At 62.6% G+C, this 14,565-nt stretch carries 10 protein-coding genes and 1 pseudogene; 4 read left to right on the forward strand and 7 right to left on the reverse strand.

Annotated elements, in window-relative coordinates:
• Positions 1–15 precede the first annotated feature (15 nt).
• From ACSSVC_RS03350 to ACSSVC_RS03365, 4 genes and pseudogenes are all read right to left on the reverse strand, one after another.
• Positions 16–282 (reverse strand): annotated as a pseudogene (locus ACSSVC_RS03350) (helix-turn-helix domain-containing protein); the annotation flags it as partial.
• The gene (locus ACSSVC_RS03355; protein WP_492612551.1) at positions 279–1,553 is read right to left on the reverse strand and encodes a type II toxin-antitoxin system HipA family toxin; all 1,275 of its coding nucleotides are present in this window, start codon (positions 1,551–1,553) and stop codon (positions 279–281) included. The pseudogene ACSSVC_RS03350 and the gene ACSSVC_RS03355, both read right to left, overlap by 4 nt.
• Before the next feature lie 271 nt (positions 1,554–1,824).
• Positions 1,825–3,633, reverse strand: a complete 1,809-nt coding sequence (gene oadA / locus ACSSVC_RS03360) for a sodium-extruding oxaloacetate decarboxylase subunit alpha (protein ID WP_053154693.1) — start codon at positions 3,631–3,633, stop codon at positions 1,825–1,827.
• An 11-nt stretch (positions 3,634–3,644) separates the two neighbouring features.
• Positions 3,645–5,060 carry an acetyl-CoA carboxylase biotin carboxylase subunit gene (locus ACSSVC_RS03365; protein ID WP_025131542.1) on the reverse strand — a complete coding sequence of 472 codons (1,416 nt, stop codon included), beginning with the start codon at positions 5,058–5,060 and terminating at the stop codon, positions 3,645–3,647.
• Positions 5,061–5,250: 190 nt separating this feature from the next.
• Here ACSSVC_RS03365 and ACSSVC_RS03370 point away from each other — a divergent pair, with 190 nt between their 5' ends.
• Complete coding sequence (locus ACSSVC_RS03370) at positions 5,251–6,213, forward strand: LysR family transcriptional regulator (protein ID WP_346634754.1); 963 nt, start codon at positions 5,251–5,253, stop codon at positions 6,211–6,213.
• Here the strand turns inward: ACSSVC_RS03370 and ACSSVC_RS03375 are convergent.
• The 3 genes from ACSSVC_RS03375 to ACSSVC_RS03385 form a co-directional block, all read right to left on the reverse strand.
• The gene (locus tag ACSSVC_RS03375) at positions 6,155–6,367 is read right to left on the reverse strand and encodes a PA3496 family putative envelope integrity protein (RefSeq protein ID WP_346634753.1); all 213 of its coding nucleotides are present in this window, start codon (positions 6,365–6,367) and stop codon (positions 6,155–6,157) included. The genes ACSSVC_RS03370 and ACSSVC_RS03375 overlap by 59 nt on opposite strands.
• 215 nt (positions 6,368–6,582) lie before the next feature.
• Positions 6,583–7,449, reverse strand: a complete 867-nt coding sequence (gene hexR / locus ACSSVC_RS03380; protein WP_011064325.1) for a transcriptional regulator HexR — start codon at positions 7,447–7,449, stop codon at positions 6,583–6,585.
• Between the two features lie 167 nt (positions 7,450–7,616).
• The gene (locus tag ACSSVC_RS03385; protein ID WP_346634752.1) at positions 7,617–10,481 is read right to left on the reverse strand and encodes an EAL domain-containing protein; all 2,865 of its coding nucleotides are present in this window, start codon (positions 10,479–10,481) and stop codon (positions 7,617–7,619) included.
• Positions 10,482–10,728: 247 nt separating this feature from the next.
• On the opposite strand from ACSSVC_RS03385, the gene uvrD reads away from it, so the two are divergent.
• From uvrD to ACSSVC_RS03400, 3 genes are all read left to right on the forward strand, one after another.
• Positions 10,729–12,912, forward strand: a complete 2,184-nt coding sequence (gene uvrD / locus ACSSVC_RS03390; protein WP_346634751.1) for a DNA helicase II — start codon at positions 10,729–10,731, stop codon at positions 12,910–12,912.
• 124 nt (positions 12,913–13,036) lie between these two features.
• Positions 13,037–13,477: an EamA family transporter gene (locus ACSSVC_RS03395; protein ID WP_446439418.1), complete on the forward strand. Its 441-nt coding sequence runs from the start codon at positions 13,037–13,039 to the stop codon at positions 13,475–13,477.
• 181 nt (positions 13,478–13,658) lie between these two features.
• A complete protein-coding gene (locus ACSSVC_RS03400; RefSeq protein WP_346634749.1) occupies positions 13,659–14,534 on the forward strand; it encodes a Tim44 domain-containing protein in 876 nt (291 codons plus the stop codon).
• The last annotated feature ends 31 nt before the right edge of the window (positions 14,535–14,565 follow it).

Consider the following 14,565-nt stretch of genomic DNA (forward strand, 5'->3'; position numbering starts at 1 on the left):
ACGGGCGCGGCTGGTTCTCTGCACTTTCACCACCCCCATCTGCAGGCCGAAAGGCTTGAACACCGCATTCAGTGACTTGAGGGTCGGGTTGCCGTCACCGTGTTCGATATGGATCAGGGTGCGCAGGGAAATCCGGCACATCCTGGCGAACTGGCTCTGATGCAGCCCCGTGACTTCGGTGCGCAGGCGCTTGACCGCATCGCCAATGGGCAAGCGACCGCCAGCCATTTCCTGCTGGATGTTGTCGATCAGGGCCCCGCGTTCTTCCAGCGTCATGTTCATCGCAATCCCCACTCCTGCAGGCGTCGGTCCAGGTGGCGCAAGTGAATACGCGGATGATTCAAGGTGGCTTCGGGCAAGCCGCCGGCACTCAGCAGGTCCGGCAGGGCCCGCAGTTGTTCGGCATCTGCGCGCAGGCGCGTCAAGGCCAACTCGGGATCGAGCAGCGGCTTGAGACTGGCGCACACCAGGCGCCAGTCGACGTCACCGGCCACTTCCATGCGCCCGGGCCACTTGGTGGTGCGGGCAATCCCCTGGTCATCCATGACCTTGGGCGCCAGGTCATGGATCGGGGCCAGATGCACCCCAGCATCAGTGCGAACCACCGAAAGCGTGCGGCCATGATTGTCGGTGTTGCCGAGGATCCTGTTGAGCAGATCGCGCCGCAGGTAGTCCGCCACTAACTCGGGGATAGACGCCTCCTGGCCGGTGGCGCGCCACAGTTCGGCGAGGATCCCCAGTACCTCGGTATGGCGCATGCCTTGGCCATGGCCCACCAGCCCGGCCAGGGAATAGATCGACTCCACCGCCAGACGCTCGACTCCAGCGGCCGTCCGCCGACGGTCAAAACGCTGCATCCACAGGCTTGGCCGACGCCCCTCTTCCAGAGCCAGCCCGTGAGCCGGCAAGGTCTCGATACCCAACTGCTGCAGCGCCCGGTAGTAATGAAACTCGCTCCTGAGGATGTCGCAGTCATTGGGCGAAGCCGGGTTACGGGGGAACTTGACCCACCAGTGACGCACTGCCGCGGCGTCATCGAGCAGCGCATCGGGGTACAACAAGCCCTCGCGGTTTTCTGTCAGCAACAGCTTGGGCGCTTCGTCGCCGATGCTCGCCGTGCCACCAAAAGCCGCCGCCTGCTCATGGGCGTATTCAAGAAAACGGTTATCCAGGGTCGCCACCTGCTCCCGGGTGAAGCCCAGGGTCGGACGCCTGTGCAGCCCTGCCAGGGATTCCTTGATCCGCAGATGGCCAATGGGCGCGGCGGTGCTTCGGGCCAGGAGGAACAACTCGCTGCCCATGCCATCGGGCCGCTCATGGCCGATCTGCCGGAGCAAAAAGCGCCGCGCCGCCGGCGTGGCGACCAGGTCATAAAGAAAGGCCGGAGCCCGGTCTTCTCGCCAGGGCTGCCAACCCAAAGGTATCTGTGCACTGACCGAACGACTCAGCGGGCTGGCAACAGCTTCCAGGTTGTCCACCAGATACTGCGGGACATAACCAAAGCTGCAAGGGCTGGCAAAGCCCTCTTCAGGGTTGTCGAAACTCAGGGTCATGGCATCGGCCCACGCCCCTGCACCGTAGAGCTGCAACGTCAGCCGGAGCATTGGGGTACCTGTAATTTGCTGCGCTTCAATAGAGGTTCCGCCTCAATAATCCACGCATTATATTGCAGCTATCCCAAGCCACTGAACCAATAAGTGCATCTAAATGCATTTCAATAAACTATCAGACCCAAAAAATGCATTAAATGACACTTCAAAAAAGCAAAAAAAAAGGGGAGCCGTAGCTCCCCCGAGGTAAACAGTTGCAGATGAGGGCCTGAACTCAGCCCTCGATCTCGATCAGGATTTCGCCCGGGTTGACCCGGTCGCCCTTGGCCACGTGAATCGCCACCACCTTGCCGGCCACCGCGGCCTGGACTTCGGTTTCCATTTTCATGGCTTCGGTGATCAGCACCGCCTGGCCGGCCTTGACCACGTCGCCTTCCTTGACCAGCACATCGACGATGTTGCCCGGCATGGTGGTGCTGACATGGCCCGGGGCACTGGCCTGCTTGCGCTTGCTGGTGCCGCCGCCAACGAACTCGTTGAGTGGCTCGAACACCACTTCTTCCGGCATGCCGTCGATGGACAGGTAGAAGTGACGCTTGCCTTCGGCCTTGACCCCGACGCCAGTGATGTCGACGCGGTAGGTCTCGCCGTGCACGTCGATGACGAACTCGGTGGGCACGCCTTCGCCGCCCGGCTTGCTGACGCCACCGGCTTCGGGGATCGGCAGCAGCACTTCTGGAACCAGGGTGCCGGCCTCACGCTCTTCGAGGAACTTGCGCCCGATGTCCGGGAACATGGCGTAGGTCAGCACGTCTTCTTCGGAATGCGCCAGGGCACCGATTTCGCCGCGCAGCTTGGTCATTTCCGGTTTCAGCAAGTCGGCCGGACGCACATCGATCACGTCCTCGCTGCCGATGGCCTGGCGCCGCAGGTTTTCGTCCACCTGACCCGGGGCCTTGCCGTAGCCGCCTTGCAGATAGAGCTTCACTTCGTTGGTGATGGTCTTGTAGCGCTCGCCGGCCAGGACGTTGAAAAACGCCTGGGTGCCAACGATCTGCGAGGTCGGGGTCACCAGCGGCGGGTAACCGAGGTCGTGACGCACCCGCGGGATCTCCGCCAGCACTTCGCCCATGCGGTTCAGGGCGCCCTGCTCTTTCAACTGGTTGGCCAGGTTGGAAATCATCCCGCCCGGCACCTGGTTGACCTGCACCCGGGTGTCGACCGCGGTGAATTCGCTTTCGAACTGGTGGTACTTCTTGCGCACGGCATAGAAGTACAGGCCGATTTCTTGCAGCAGCTCCAGGTCCAGGCCGGTGTCGAACTCGCTGCCTTTAAGGGCTGCGACCATGGACTCGGTGCCCGGGTGGCTGGTGCCCCAGGCGAAGCTGGAGATGGCGGTGTCGATATGGTCGGCGCCGTTCTCGATGGCCTTGAGCTGGCACATCGCAGCCAGGCCGGCGGTGTCGTGGGAGTGGATGAACACCGGCAACGACAGCTCGGCCTTCAGCGCCTTGACCAGCTCGCCAGTGGCATAAGGGGTCAACAGGCCGGCCATGTCCTTGATCGCGATGGAGTCGCAACCCATGGCTTCCATCTGCTTGCCCTGGGCGACGAAGGCCTCGATGGTGTGCACCGGGCTGGTGGTGTAGGCGATGGTGCCCTGGGCGTGCTTGCCGGCGGCCTTCACCGCTTCGATGGCCACCCGCAGGTTACGCACGTCGTTCATGGCGTCGAAGATGCGGAACACGTCGATGCCGTTGACCGCCGCCTTGGCCACGAACGCCCGGACCACGTCGTCGCTGTAGTGGCGGTAGCCCAGCAGGTTCTGGCCACGCAGGAGCATCTGCAGACGGGTGTTGGGCAGCGCGGCGCGCAGTTTGCGCAGGCGCTCCCAGGGGTCTTCCTTGAGAAAGCGCACGCAGGCGTCGAAGGTCGCGCCGCCCCAGACTTCCAGGGACCAGTAGCCGACTTTGTCGAGCTTGTCGCAGATCGGCAGCATGTCTTCGGTGCGCATGCGGGTCGCCAGCAGCGATTGGTGGGCGTCGCGCAGGATGGTGTCGGTTACATGAATCTTCTTGGACATTGTTTTATTCCTCACAGGCCTGCGTGGGCGGCGATGGCGGCGGCGATGGCCAGGGCCAGCTCTTCGGGTTTGCGCTTGATCGAGTAGTTGGTCAGTTCCGGATGGCTCTCAACGAAGCTGGTGTTGAACTGACCGCTACGGAATTCCGGGTTGCGCAGGATTTCCTGGTAGTAGGCGGCGGTGGTCTTGACCCCTTGCAGACGCATGTCGTCCAGGGCGCGCAGGCCACGGTCCATCGCCTCTTCCCAGGTCAGCGCCCAGACCACCAGTTTCAGGCACATGGAGTCGTAGAACGGCGGAATGGTGTAGCCGGTGTAGATCGCCGTGTCGGTGCGCACGCCGGGACCGCCGGGCGCGTAGTAACGGGTGATCTTGCCGAAGCTGGGGAGGAAGTTGTTCTTCGGGTCCTCGGCGTTGATCCGGAACTGCAGGGCAAAACCACGGTGATGGATGTCTTCCTGCTTCACCGACAGGGGCAGGCCCGAGGCGATGCGGATCTGCTCGCGAACGATGTCGATGCCGGTGATTTCCTCGGTGATGGTGTGTTCCACCTGCACCCGGGTGTTCATCTCCATGAAGTACACCTCGCCCTCGGCGAGCAGGAACTCCACGGTGCCGGCGTTCTCGTAGCCCACGGCCTTGGCCGCGCGCACCGACAGGTCGCCGATGTAGGCGCGCTGTTCCGGGGTCAGCTGCGGGCTCGGGGCGATCTCGATGAGTTTCTGGTTGCGGCGCTGGATCGAGCAGTCGCGCTCGAACAGGTGCACCACATTGCCAAAGCTGTCACCGAGGATCTGCGCTTCGATGTGCTTGGGATTGACGATGCATTTTTCCAGGAACACTTCCGCCGAACCGAAGGCCTTGGTGGCTTCGGAAATCACTCGGGGGAACGCCTGCTCCAGCTCTTCACGGCTGTTGCAGCGACGGATACCGCGGCCGCCGCCACCGGAGGTGGCCTTGAGCATCACCGGGTAGCCGATGCGGTCGCCTTCAGTCAGGGCTTCATGGATATCCGCAACGTTGCCTTCGGTGCCCGGGGTCACCGGCACGCCGGCCTTGATCATGCTGCGACGGGCTTCGGTCTTGTCGCCCATACGACGGATGACTTCCGCCGACGGGCCAATGAACTTGATTCCACGTTCGGCGCAGATGTCTGCCAGTTCGGCGTTTTCCGAAAGGAAGCCATAGCCGGGATGCAGGGCATCGCAGCCGGTTTCCACCGCCAGGTTCACCAGCTTGCGGGGGTTCAGGTAGCCGGCCAGCGGCTCGGCGCCAATGCTGTGGGCCTCATCCGCGCGCTTTACATGCAGGGCATGGCGATCGGCGTCGGAGAAGATCGCTACCGAACGGATGCCCATCTCGGCGCAGGCACGCACGATTCGTACGGCAATCTCACCACGGTTGGCGATCAGGATCTTTTTTATCACTTGGAGGTTCCCTTGAGCCGTTGGAACAAACGACCCGCTAGACCGAGTCGGCGCGTGACCAAATGTTTCAAGTCAGTCGCCGCGTCACACTAGCTCTGCAGAGGGATTAACAAAAATCAATAATTATTGGGTTGGGCATAAGTAAAGACTTATAGTCGTGCCACCAGCCCTTGGCGCGAGCACTCGAACAATGCGTAAGTCCTTGATGAGACTGACATTACGTCAGTTGCAGATTTTCAATGAAGTCTGCGATCTACGCTCCTACAGCCGCGCTGCCGATGAAATGAATCTCACCCAGCCCGCCGTCAGCCTGCAGATTCGCCAGCTGGAGGAGCTGATCGGCCAGCCACTGTTCGATTACGTGGGCAAGAAGCTCTACATGACCGAAGCCGCCGAAGCCCTGCAGCGGGCCAGCCGCGACATTTTCGGGCGCCTGGAAAACCTCGACATGCAGCTCTCCGACATGCAGGGCTCGCTGCAGGGCCAGCTCAAGCTGGCGGTGGAATCCAGCGCCAAGTACTTCGTCCCGCACCTGTTCGCCGCCTTCAAGCGCCAGCATCCGGAAGTCCACCTGCAATTGACCGTGGTCAACCGCTCCCAGGTGATCCGCCGCCTCTCGGACAACCGCGACGACCTGGTGATCATGTCCATGGTGCCCCAAGACATGGAGCTGGAGTTCCTGCCCTTCCTCAACAACCCCATCGTCGCCGTGGCGCCGCCGGACCACCCACTGAGCCATATGGGGGCGCTGCGCCTGCAGGATCTGGAGCCCTACACCCTGGTGCTGCGGGAACAGGGTTCGGGCACGCGCCTGGCCTGCGAGGAGTACTTCAAGGAGAAGCGTGTGCACTTCACCCAGATCCTCGAAGTGTCGTCGGCGGAAGCTCAGCGTGAGTGCGTGCGGGCGGGTCTGGGCGTGGCCTTGCTGACGCGCCACGCCCTGAACCTTGAGTTGGCGACCGGCGGCTTGATCGAGTTGCCGGTCGAAGAGCTGCCATTGCTTCGCAGCTGGTGCCTGGTGCAAGCCAAAGCCAAACGCCTGTCACCGGTAGCGCATGCGTTCCTGGGATTTATCCGCAGCGAACGCGTGCAGATCAGCGGGCTGGTTGAACGCTTCGACGGGAAGCCACGGGTGCCGCCTGCCAGTAATTGACGGCCTCAAGCTCGGGGTAATCGTTGATTTGCTGTTGCAACTGACGCAGCTCGAAGCGGTGTTCGATCGCACGACGAAATTCCATGCGGCGCTGGTCTTCCTGCTGACGACGGGTCTTGACTGCGCTGTTGCTCTCTTCGTAAGGCCGGGCCATTTCGAGTCTCCCAATGCGAGTACGGGAGCTTCACGATGGACGTCGGCGGTTACGGTTTGGCGGCGGGTCGGTTACAGGACGATGAACATTCACCTGGCAAACACCGCCCTGGGCGCTGGTGGGCTTGCCGGCGAAAGCGTCCGTCAAGGCAACGCACAACCCAGGCCCCCTCGCCAGCAAGCACAACCCCGCCCGAACGCCCCTAGCAGGAAGACTCAGTCGTCCAGAGCTTTCACCGACTTGGGCGACAGACGCAGGCTGCGAAGGCTGCGCTTGACGCTCTTGAGGTGATTCACCAGGCTCGGGCCGCGGGCCATGGCCACGCCCATCGCCAGCACGTCGATCACCACCAGGTGGGCGATACGCGAGGTCAACGGGGTGTAGATTTCGGTGTCTTCGTGCACGTCGATGGCCAGGTTGACCGTGGACAGCTCGGCCAACGGCGTCTGGCTCGGGCACAGGGTGATCAGCGAGGCGCCGCTTTCACGCACCAGATTGGCGGTGATCAGCAGGTCCTTGGAACGGCCGGACTGGGAAATGCAGATGGCCACGTCGGTAGGCTTCAAGGTCACCGCCGACATCGCCTGCATGTGCGGGTCGGAATAGGCCGCCGCGGTCAGCAGCAAGCGAAAGAACTTGTGCTGGGCATCCGCCGCCACCGCGCCCGACGCGCCAAAGCCGTAGAACTCCACGCGCTGGGCCTGGGACATGGCCGTCACCGCCTGCTGCAGGGCCACCGGATCGAGCTTCTCGCGAACTTCCATCAGGGTGTGCAGGGTGGTGTCGAAGATCTTCAGGCTGTAGTCAGCGACAGAATCGTCTTCATGGATCGCGAACTGGCCAAAGCTGGCACCGGCAGCAAGGCTCTGGGCCAACTTGAGCTTCAGATCCTGAAAGCCGGAGCAACCGATGGCACGGCAGAAGCGCACGATGGTCGGTTCGCTGATGCCCACGCTGTGGGCCAGGTCCGCCATGGAACTGTGCATCACGGCCGCAGGATCAAGGAGCACGTGATCGGCGACCTTGAGTTCCGATTTGCGTAACAAATGACGTGACTGGGCGATGTGCTGCAACAGGTTCAAAGGGCTGGACTCATTGTTATTGGCTGACGCCGGGGATGTAGCAAGCTTGTAGTTATACTACAGGAATCGTCTTTTTGCCTGTTCAATGCATCATGAAGTTGCCGGCCTGCCCCCCATTTTCAGCCGGGTACGACTTATGTAGCCGTTGTGGCAGGCGCCGCCGCCCATTAGCGAGTCTGGGCTTGCAACAGCTGCGCGAGCGCCTCGGCATTCACCGGGCGACTGATCAGGTAGCCCTGAACTTCATCGCAGTGTTCGGCCCGCAGGAAGGTCAGCTGGGCAGGATCCTCGACCCCCTCGGCCACCACTTTCAGCGACAGCCCGTGAGCCATGGCAATGATTGCCCGGGTAATCGCCGCATCCTCGCCACCGTCGGCAAGACCACGAATAAAGGCCTGGTCGATCTTCACGTAGTCCACCGGGATGCGCTTGAGGTAGCTCAGGGACGAGTACCCCGTGCCGAAGTCGTCGATGGCCAGCTTCACCCCCAGATCACGCAGTTGCTGGAAGGTCGCGATGATGTGCTCGACGCTGTCCAGGAGCTGGCTTTCAGTCAGTTCCAGCTCGAGGAAGTGCGGCTCCAGACCAGTTTCTTCCAATACCTGGCGCACCAGGCTCACCAGCTTGCCCTGGCGCAACTGATACACCGACAGATTGACCGACACCCGAATCGGCTCCAGCCCCTGGCGCTGCCATTCGCAGGCTTGGCGGCAGGCCTGGCGCAACACAAACTCGCCGATGGGGCCGATGAGCCCGGTCTCTTCCGCCAGACCAATAAAGTCTCCCGGCGGCACCCGCCCCATGGTCGGGTGATCCCAGCGCACCAGGGCTTCGGCGGCGTTCAGCCGGCCCGTGGCCAGGCACAGCTTGGGTTGGTAGAACACCATCAACTGGCCTTCTTCGATGGCCTTGCGCAGTTGGTTCTCCAGTTGCAGACGCTCCAGGGTGCTGGCCTGCAGGCTCTCGGTATAGAACTGGAAGTTGTTGCCTCCCAGGTGCTTGGCATGGGCCATGGCCATGTTCGCCTGACTGACCAGGGCGGCAATCTCCCGGGCGCTGTCCGGCAGCATGCTGATGCCCATGGAGGCGCTGACCACCAGTTCATGGCCATCGACGGTGATCGGCAGGCGCAGCTTGCTCAGCAGCCGGGTCGCCACCCGGGTCAGGCTCGACAGGCTGCCGTAGGCGTCGAACAGCACGGCGAACTCATCCCCGGACAACCGGGCGATGGTGTCGGCTTCCGGCAGGGCATTGACCAGTCGTCTGGCCATCTTCTGCAGCAACTGGTCGGCCACTTCATGGCCGAGGCTGTCGTTGAGCAACTTGAAGCGATCCAGATTGATGTGCAGCAAGGCCAGGCTGCGGCCGCCCTGGCGCACCCGTTGATGGGCCTCGGCCAGGCGCTCGCGAAACAGAGAGCGGTTGGCCAGCCCGGTGAGCTCGTCGTAGTGAGTGAGGTAGCGCATGCGCTCCTCGGATTCGCGCCGAGCCGATAGATCGGCGAAAAAGCCTACGATATGCCGGATTTTCCCCCGCTTATCCCGCACGACGTTCAATTGCAGCCACTGCGGATAGAGTTCGCCGTTCTTGCGGGTTTCCACCAACTCGCCCTGCCAACTGCCGTACTGCTCCAGAGCCTGATGAATCAATGGGTAATGCCGGCGGGCATCGCGGCTGCAGGACAGCTCCACCACATTGCGTCCGAGCATGTCCTCGATCTGGTAGCCCGTGACCTGGCTGAAGGCCTGATTGGCGGCGATCAGGGCGTACTCGGGGTCGAGGATGACGATGCCTTCACTGGCCGCCTCGAACACCGTCGCCGCCAGATTGCGCTGCACTTCCACTTCCTTGTCGGCACTGATATCCCGCCGCGTGCCCACCATGCGCAACACCCTCCCAGCAGGACTGCGCTCCACCGCCCTGCCCCGGTCCTCGATCCACACCCAGTGGCCATCGCCATGGCGCACCCGGTACTCCACCTGATAATCCTCGCTGCGGCCCTTGAGGTGCTCCACCAGGGCACGTTTGAGCAGCGGCAAATCCTCGGGGTGCAGACGCGGCTTGAGATGACTGAGCATCGCGGTGACATCTTCGGGCTCCAGGCCGAACAGCTCCTTGATCTGGGTGTGATGGATTTCGTCGGTCTGCAGGTTCCAGTCCCAGAGCCCCAGCTCGCTGGCGTTCAGGGCCAGGGCCAGACGCGCCTCGCTCTTGCTCAGGGCCTGGTTGGCCTCGTCCAGCTCCAGGCTGCGCTGGGCCACCCGGAGCTCCAGCCCGGCCTGGGCTTCACGCAATTGGTCTTCGGCCCGTCGGCGCTGTTCGATCTCACGGGCCAGCTCGCGGTTGAGCTGACTGCTGCGGCTCTGGGCGTCCTGCAGATGCTCGATCAGCGCCTGATTCTGAAAGCGCCGCAACAGTCCGCGCTGAATCAGGCGGTTGACCTGCCAGGCCACCACGCTCAGAGATACCAGGAGAATCAGCCCGAGCCAGCCCCAGCCTCGCTGCTGATCGTCTCCGCCCCAGAACAGATAGGCGATGGCCGGCAACAGGCAGGGCAAGGTGAAGGAGAGAAAGGCCTGCAGGCTGACCGCGTAAGCCACGCTAGCGGAAAGAATCGCCGCGCCGATCAGGCCGAAAACCCAGGCCTGCTGCAAAAAACTGTCGGTGGGCACCAGGGCGATGCCGGCACAGGCCAGGGTCAGGCCACTGACTGCCGACCCCAGAAGAAACATGCGCTGCCAGATGGGCTGCGCCTGACGACTGGGAATCGCCGAGTCGAACGCCGCCACCTGGATCACCCGCAAGGCCACCAGGGCCAGTAGCCAGACCATCCACACGCTGAGCAACAGATAGCGCGCCGGACTCCAGAGCAACCAGGTGCACACCAGGCCGTTGAGCAGCATGAAAAGGGTCGGCAGCAGCGAGCCCTGATACAGCAGGCGCGTGCGCTCCACTGCCATCTCGACGGCGTAATGCTGGCGGATGACCCGCGGCGCCATGAAGGGCCCGGACGGGTCGGGGTTAAGTGTCATAGGCAGTATTCTTATAATGGTTGAGCCCGAAACGTCGGCGGAGCATACACAAGCGCAAGCCCGAGCCAAACTGCTCCAGATCATAAAATCGATAAAACAAATCCCGCCGTATTCCGCCGTGAAAGTGTGCGGGCGAGAGACGTCAATGGCTGCGGCCTGTGACCAACCGGTCGTCCCCGGCCGTTGTTTTATCGGCTAATGCAATGCCGGGTTTGCCCGGGGTGACGCGGCCCCCTAGAATGCCCCGATGCGCGATGATCTCTCCCTCCTGTTGAACTCCCTCAACGATGCCCAACGCCAGGCCGTAGCTGCCTCCGTGGGTCGTCAGTTGGTCCTGGCCGGTGCTGGCTCCGGCAAAACCCGTGTGCTGGTGCACCGTATCGCCTGGTTGATCCAGGTCGAGAACGCCTCGCCCCACTCGATCCTGTCGGTGACCTTCACCAACAAGGCTGCCGCCGAGATGCGTCACCGCATCGAGCAATTGCTGGGTATCAACCCGGCGGGCATGTGGGTCGGCACCTTCCACGGCCTGGCACACCGCCTGCTGCGGGCCCACTGGCAGGAAGCCGGCCTGAGCCAGACCTTCCAGATTCTCGACAGCGACGACCAGCAACGCCTGGTCAAGCGGGTGATCCGCGAGTTGGGCCTGGACGAACAACGCTGGCCGGCCCGCCAGGCCCAGTGGTTCATCAACGGTCAGAAAGACGAAGGCCTGCGGCCGCAACATATCCAGGCCAGCGGCGATCTTTTCCTGGCCACCATGCGCGGCATCTATGAGGCCTACGAGGCCGCTTGCCAGCGCGCCGGAGTCATCGACTTCTCCGAACTGCTGCTGCGCGCCCTGGACCTGTGGCGCGACCACCCGGGCCTGCTGGCGCACTACCAGAAGCGTTTCCGCCACGTGCTGGTGGACGAGTTCCAGGACACCAACGCCGTGCAATACGCCTGGCTGCGGCTGCTGGCCCAGGGCGGTGACAGCCTGATGGTGGTAGGCGACGACGACCAGTCGATCTACGGCTGGCGCGGGGCGAAAATCGAGAACATCCATCAGTATTCCGCCGACTTCCCGGACACCGAAGTGATCCGCCTGGAGCAGAATTATCGCTCCACCGCCGGTATCCTCAAGGCTGCCAACGCCCTGATCGCCAACAACACCGGGCGCCTGGGCAAGGAGCTGTGGACCGATGGCGGCGAAGGCGAAGCCATCAACCTGTACGCCGCCTTCAACGAGCACGATGAAGCCCGCTATGTCGTGGAAACCATCGAGAGCGCGCTGAAGACCGGCATGGCCCGCAGCGACATCGCCATTCTCTACCGCTCCAACGCCCAGTCCCGGGTGCTGGAAGAAGCCCTGCTGCGCGAGCGCATTCCATACCGCATCTATGGCGGCCAGCGCTTCTTCGAGCGGGCCGAGATCAAGAACGCCATGGCTTACCTGCGCTTGCTGGAAGGCCGTGGCAACGACGCGGCCCTGGAACGGGTGATCAACGTTCCGGCCCGGGGCATCGGCGAAAAGACCGTCGAAGCCATCCGCGAGCACGCGCGCCACAGCGATGTATCGATGTGGGAAGCCATGCGCCAACTGGTGGCCAATAAAGGCCTGACCGGTCGTGCGGCCAGCGCCCTCGGCGCCTTCATCGAGCTGATCGAGAACCTGGCGGCCAAGACCCTGGAAATGCCCCTGCACCTGATGACCCAGACGGTGATCGAGCAGTCGGGGCTGATTGCCTACCACGAAGCGGAAAAAGGCGAGAAGGGCCAGGCCCGGGTGGAAAACCTTGAGGAACTGGTGAGCGCCGCGCGCAACTTCGAGAACAGCGAAGAAGACGAGGACCTGACGCCCCTGGCGGCCTTCCTCGGCCACGCATCCCTGGAAGCCGGCGATACCCAGGCCGACGAACATGAAGACAGTGTGCAACTGATGACCCTGCACAGCGCCAAGGGCCTGGAGTTCCCCTACGTGTTCCTGGTGGGCATGGAAGAAGGCCTGTTCCCCCACAAGATGAGCCTGGAAGAACCCGGTCGGCTTGAGGAAGAACGCCGCCTGGCGTACGTGGGCATTACCCGGGCCATGCAGAACCTGGTGATGACCTATGCAGAGACCCGTCGTCTATATGGCAGCGAAACCTACAACAAGGTGTCGCGCTTCGTACGTGAAGTGCCCAAGGGACTGATTCAGGAAGTGCGCCTGTCCAACAGCGTCAGCCGGCCTTTCGGTGGCGGCCAGTCGCAAAGCACCAGCAGCCTGTTCGGCGGCAGCGAGATTCCGGACACCGGCCTGAGCCTGGGTCAGGCCGTGCGCCACTCGGTCTTCGGCGATGGGGTGATCCTCAACTTCGAAGGTGCCGGCGCCCAGGCGCGGGTCCAGGTCAACTTCAGTGAAGGCAGCAAATGGCTGATGCTCGGCTACGCCAAGCTGGAAGCCATCTAACCACCCACGCTTGGCGTGTGTAGGAGCTGGCTTGCCAGCGAATCTCACTGGCGAAGACCGGCTCAAGGGCCTCTTCGCCGGCCAGCCGGCTCCTACAGGCCAGTGCAGAGAAGGCAGGGCGAACATGGGCACAGGCTTTTTTTCCTCGTGGACATTCTGGGCCCTGTTGTCGGCAGTTTTCGCTGCTTTAACGGCGATCTTCGCCAAAGTGGGGATAGAAAACCTCAATTCAGACTTCGCCACCCTGCTGCGCACCGTGGTGGTCCTGGTCAGTCTGGCCTTGATTTTGTACGCAACGGGCCAATATCAGTCCCTGGGATCAATTTCCCCCAAGAGCTACCTGTTCCTGCTGCTGTCCGGGCTGGCCACCGGGGCTTCCTGGCTGTGCTATTTCCGCGCCCTGAAACTCGGCCCCGCCTCGCTGGTGGCGCCGGTGGACAAGCTCAGCGTGGTGTTCGTCGCCCTCATCGGCGTGGCATTGCTGGGGGAGAAACTCGATCTGCGCCAATGGGGCGGAATCGGTCTGATCACCGCTGGCGTGGTGCTGCTGGCACTGCGTCGCTGAACGGTTTGGGGATTGAACCAAAGCCGCGTCCTTACAGACAAAAACCCTATCGGCGAGCATGATTGCGGGCAGAGCTGAATCAAGCCTGTCAGGCAAAAGCCCGAAACATTATGCCGCTCGCCACTGACACTTCACCTGTGCAATATGGCGCGCGTGCCATCCACAAATGGGAACCCCCTTTATGAAACGTTTTCTTAGCATCGCCATGGCGCTGTGCATCGGCCTGACGATGAGCCTCGACGCCAACGCCAAGCGCTTCGGTGGCGGCAAAAGCGCCGGCGCTGCCCCGACCCACCAAACTCGCCAGGCGGCGCCAACCGCTCCGGGCGCTCCTGCCGCTGCGGCCACCGCTGGTGCAGCCGGTGCTGCAGGTGCCGCGGCCAAGGCCGGTGGTGCTTCGCGCTGGCTCGGCCCTCTGGCCGGCATCGCAGCCGGTGGCCTGCTGGCCTCCATGTTCATGGGCGGCGGCTTCCAGGGCATGCAGATCTTCGACATCCTGATCATGGCAGTCATCGCCTTTGTGATCTTCCGCTTCATCGCCGCGCGCCGTCGCAAGCAGCAGGAGCAGTTCGCTCCAGCGGGCCACGCGCCAATGCAGCGTGAGGCTTTCGAGCCTCAGCAACCGGCTGGCGGTTCGATCTTCGGTGGCTCGGCAGCACCTGCCGCGCGTCCTGTGATCAACGCTCCGGCCTGGTTCAACGAAGAGCGCTTCATTGAAGCGGCGCGCAGCCACTTCCAGTCCCTGCAGCAACACTGGGACGCCAACGAAATGGACAAGATCGCCGAATTCGTCACCCCGCAGATGCTGCAGTTCCTGAAACAGGAACGTGCCGATCTGGGCGACGGCTTCCAGTCCACCTACATCGACAACCTGCAAGTGCAGCTTGAAGGCGTGGATGACCGTGCCGACAAGACCATCGCCACCCTGACCTTCAGCGGTGTATCGAAGACCTCGCGCTTCGACCAGGGCGAAGTGTTCAGCGAAAGCTGGAACATGGAACGCGCCCAGGGCGACAACCAGCCATGGCTGGTGGCAGGTATCCGCCAGAACGGTTGATTCATGCCGTTGTCACAGCAGTAAGGCAAAA

The organism is Pseudomonas sp. E1BtOHC1 (assembly GCF_058744285.1).

Excerpts from the sequence above, each read along its gene's own strand:
- ACSSVC_RS03355 (WP_492612551.1), bottom strand. The coding sequence starts at position 1,553 with ATGACCCTGAGTTTCGACAACCCTGAAGAGGGCTTTGCCAGCCCTTGC.
- oadA (WP_053154693.1), bottom strand. The coding sequence starts at position 3,633 with ATGTCCAAGAAGATTCATGTAACCGACACCATCCTGCGCGACGCCCAC.
- ACSSVC_RS03370 (WP_346634754.1), top strand. The coding sequence starts at position 5,251 with ATGCGTAAGTCCTTGATGAGACTGACATTACGTCAGTTGCAGATTTTC.
- ACSSVC_RS03375 (WP_346634753.1), bottom strand. The coding sequence starts at position 6,367 with ATGGCCCGGCCTTACGAAGAGAGCAACAGCGCAGTCAAGACCCGTCGT.
- ACSSVC_RS03385 (WP_346634752.1), bottom strand. The coding sequence starts at position 10,481 with ATGACACTTAACCCCGACCCGTCCGGGCCCTTCATGGCGCCGCGGGTC.
- uvrD (WP_346634751.1), top strand. The coding sequence starts at position 10,729 with ATGCGCGATGATCTCTCCCTCCTGTTGAACTCCCTCAACGATGCCCAA.
- ACSSVC_RS03395 (WP_446439418.1), top strand. The coding sequence starts at position 13,037 with ATGGGCACAGGCTTTTTTTCCTCGTGGACATTCTGGGCCCTGTTGTCG.
- ACSSVC_RS03400 (WP_346634749.1), top strand. The coding sequence starts at position 13,659 with ATGAAACGTTTTCTTAGCATCGCCATGGCGCTGTGCATCGGCCTGACG.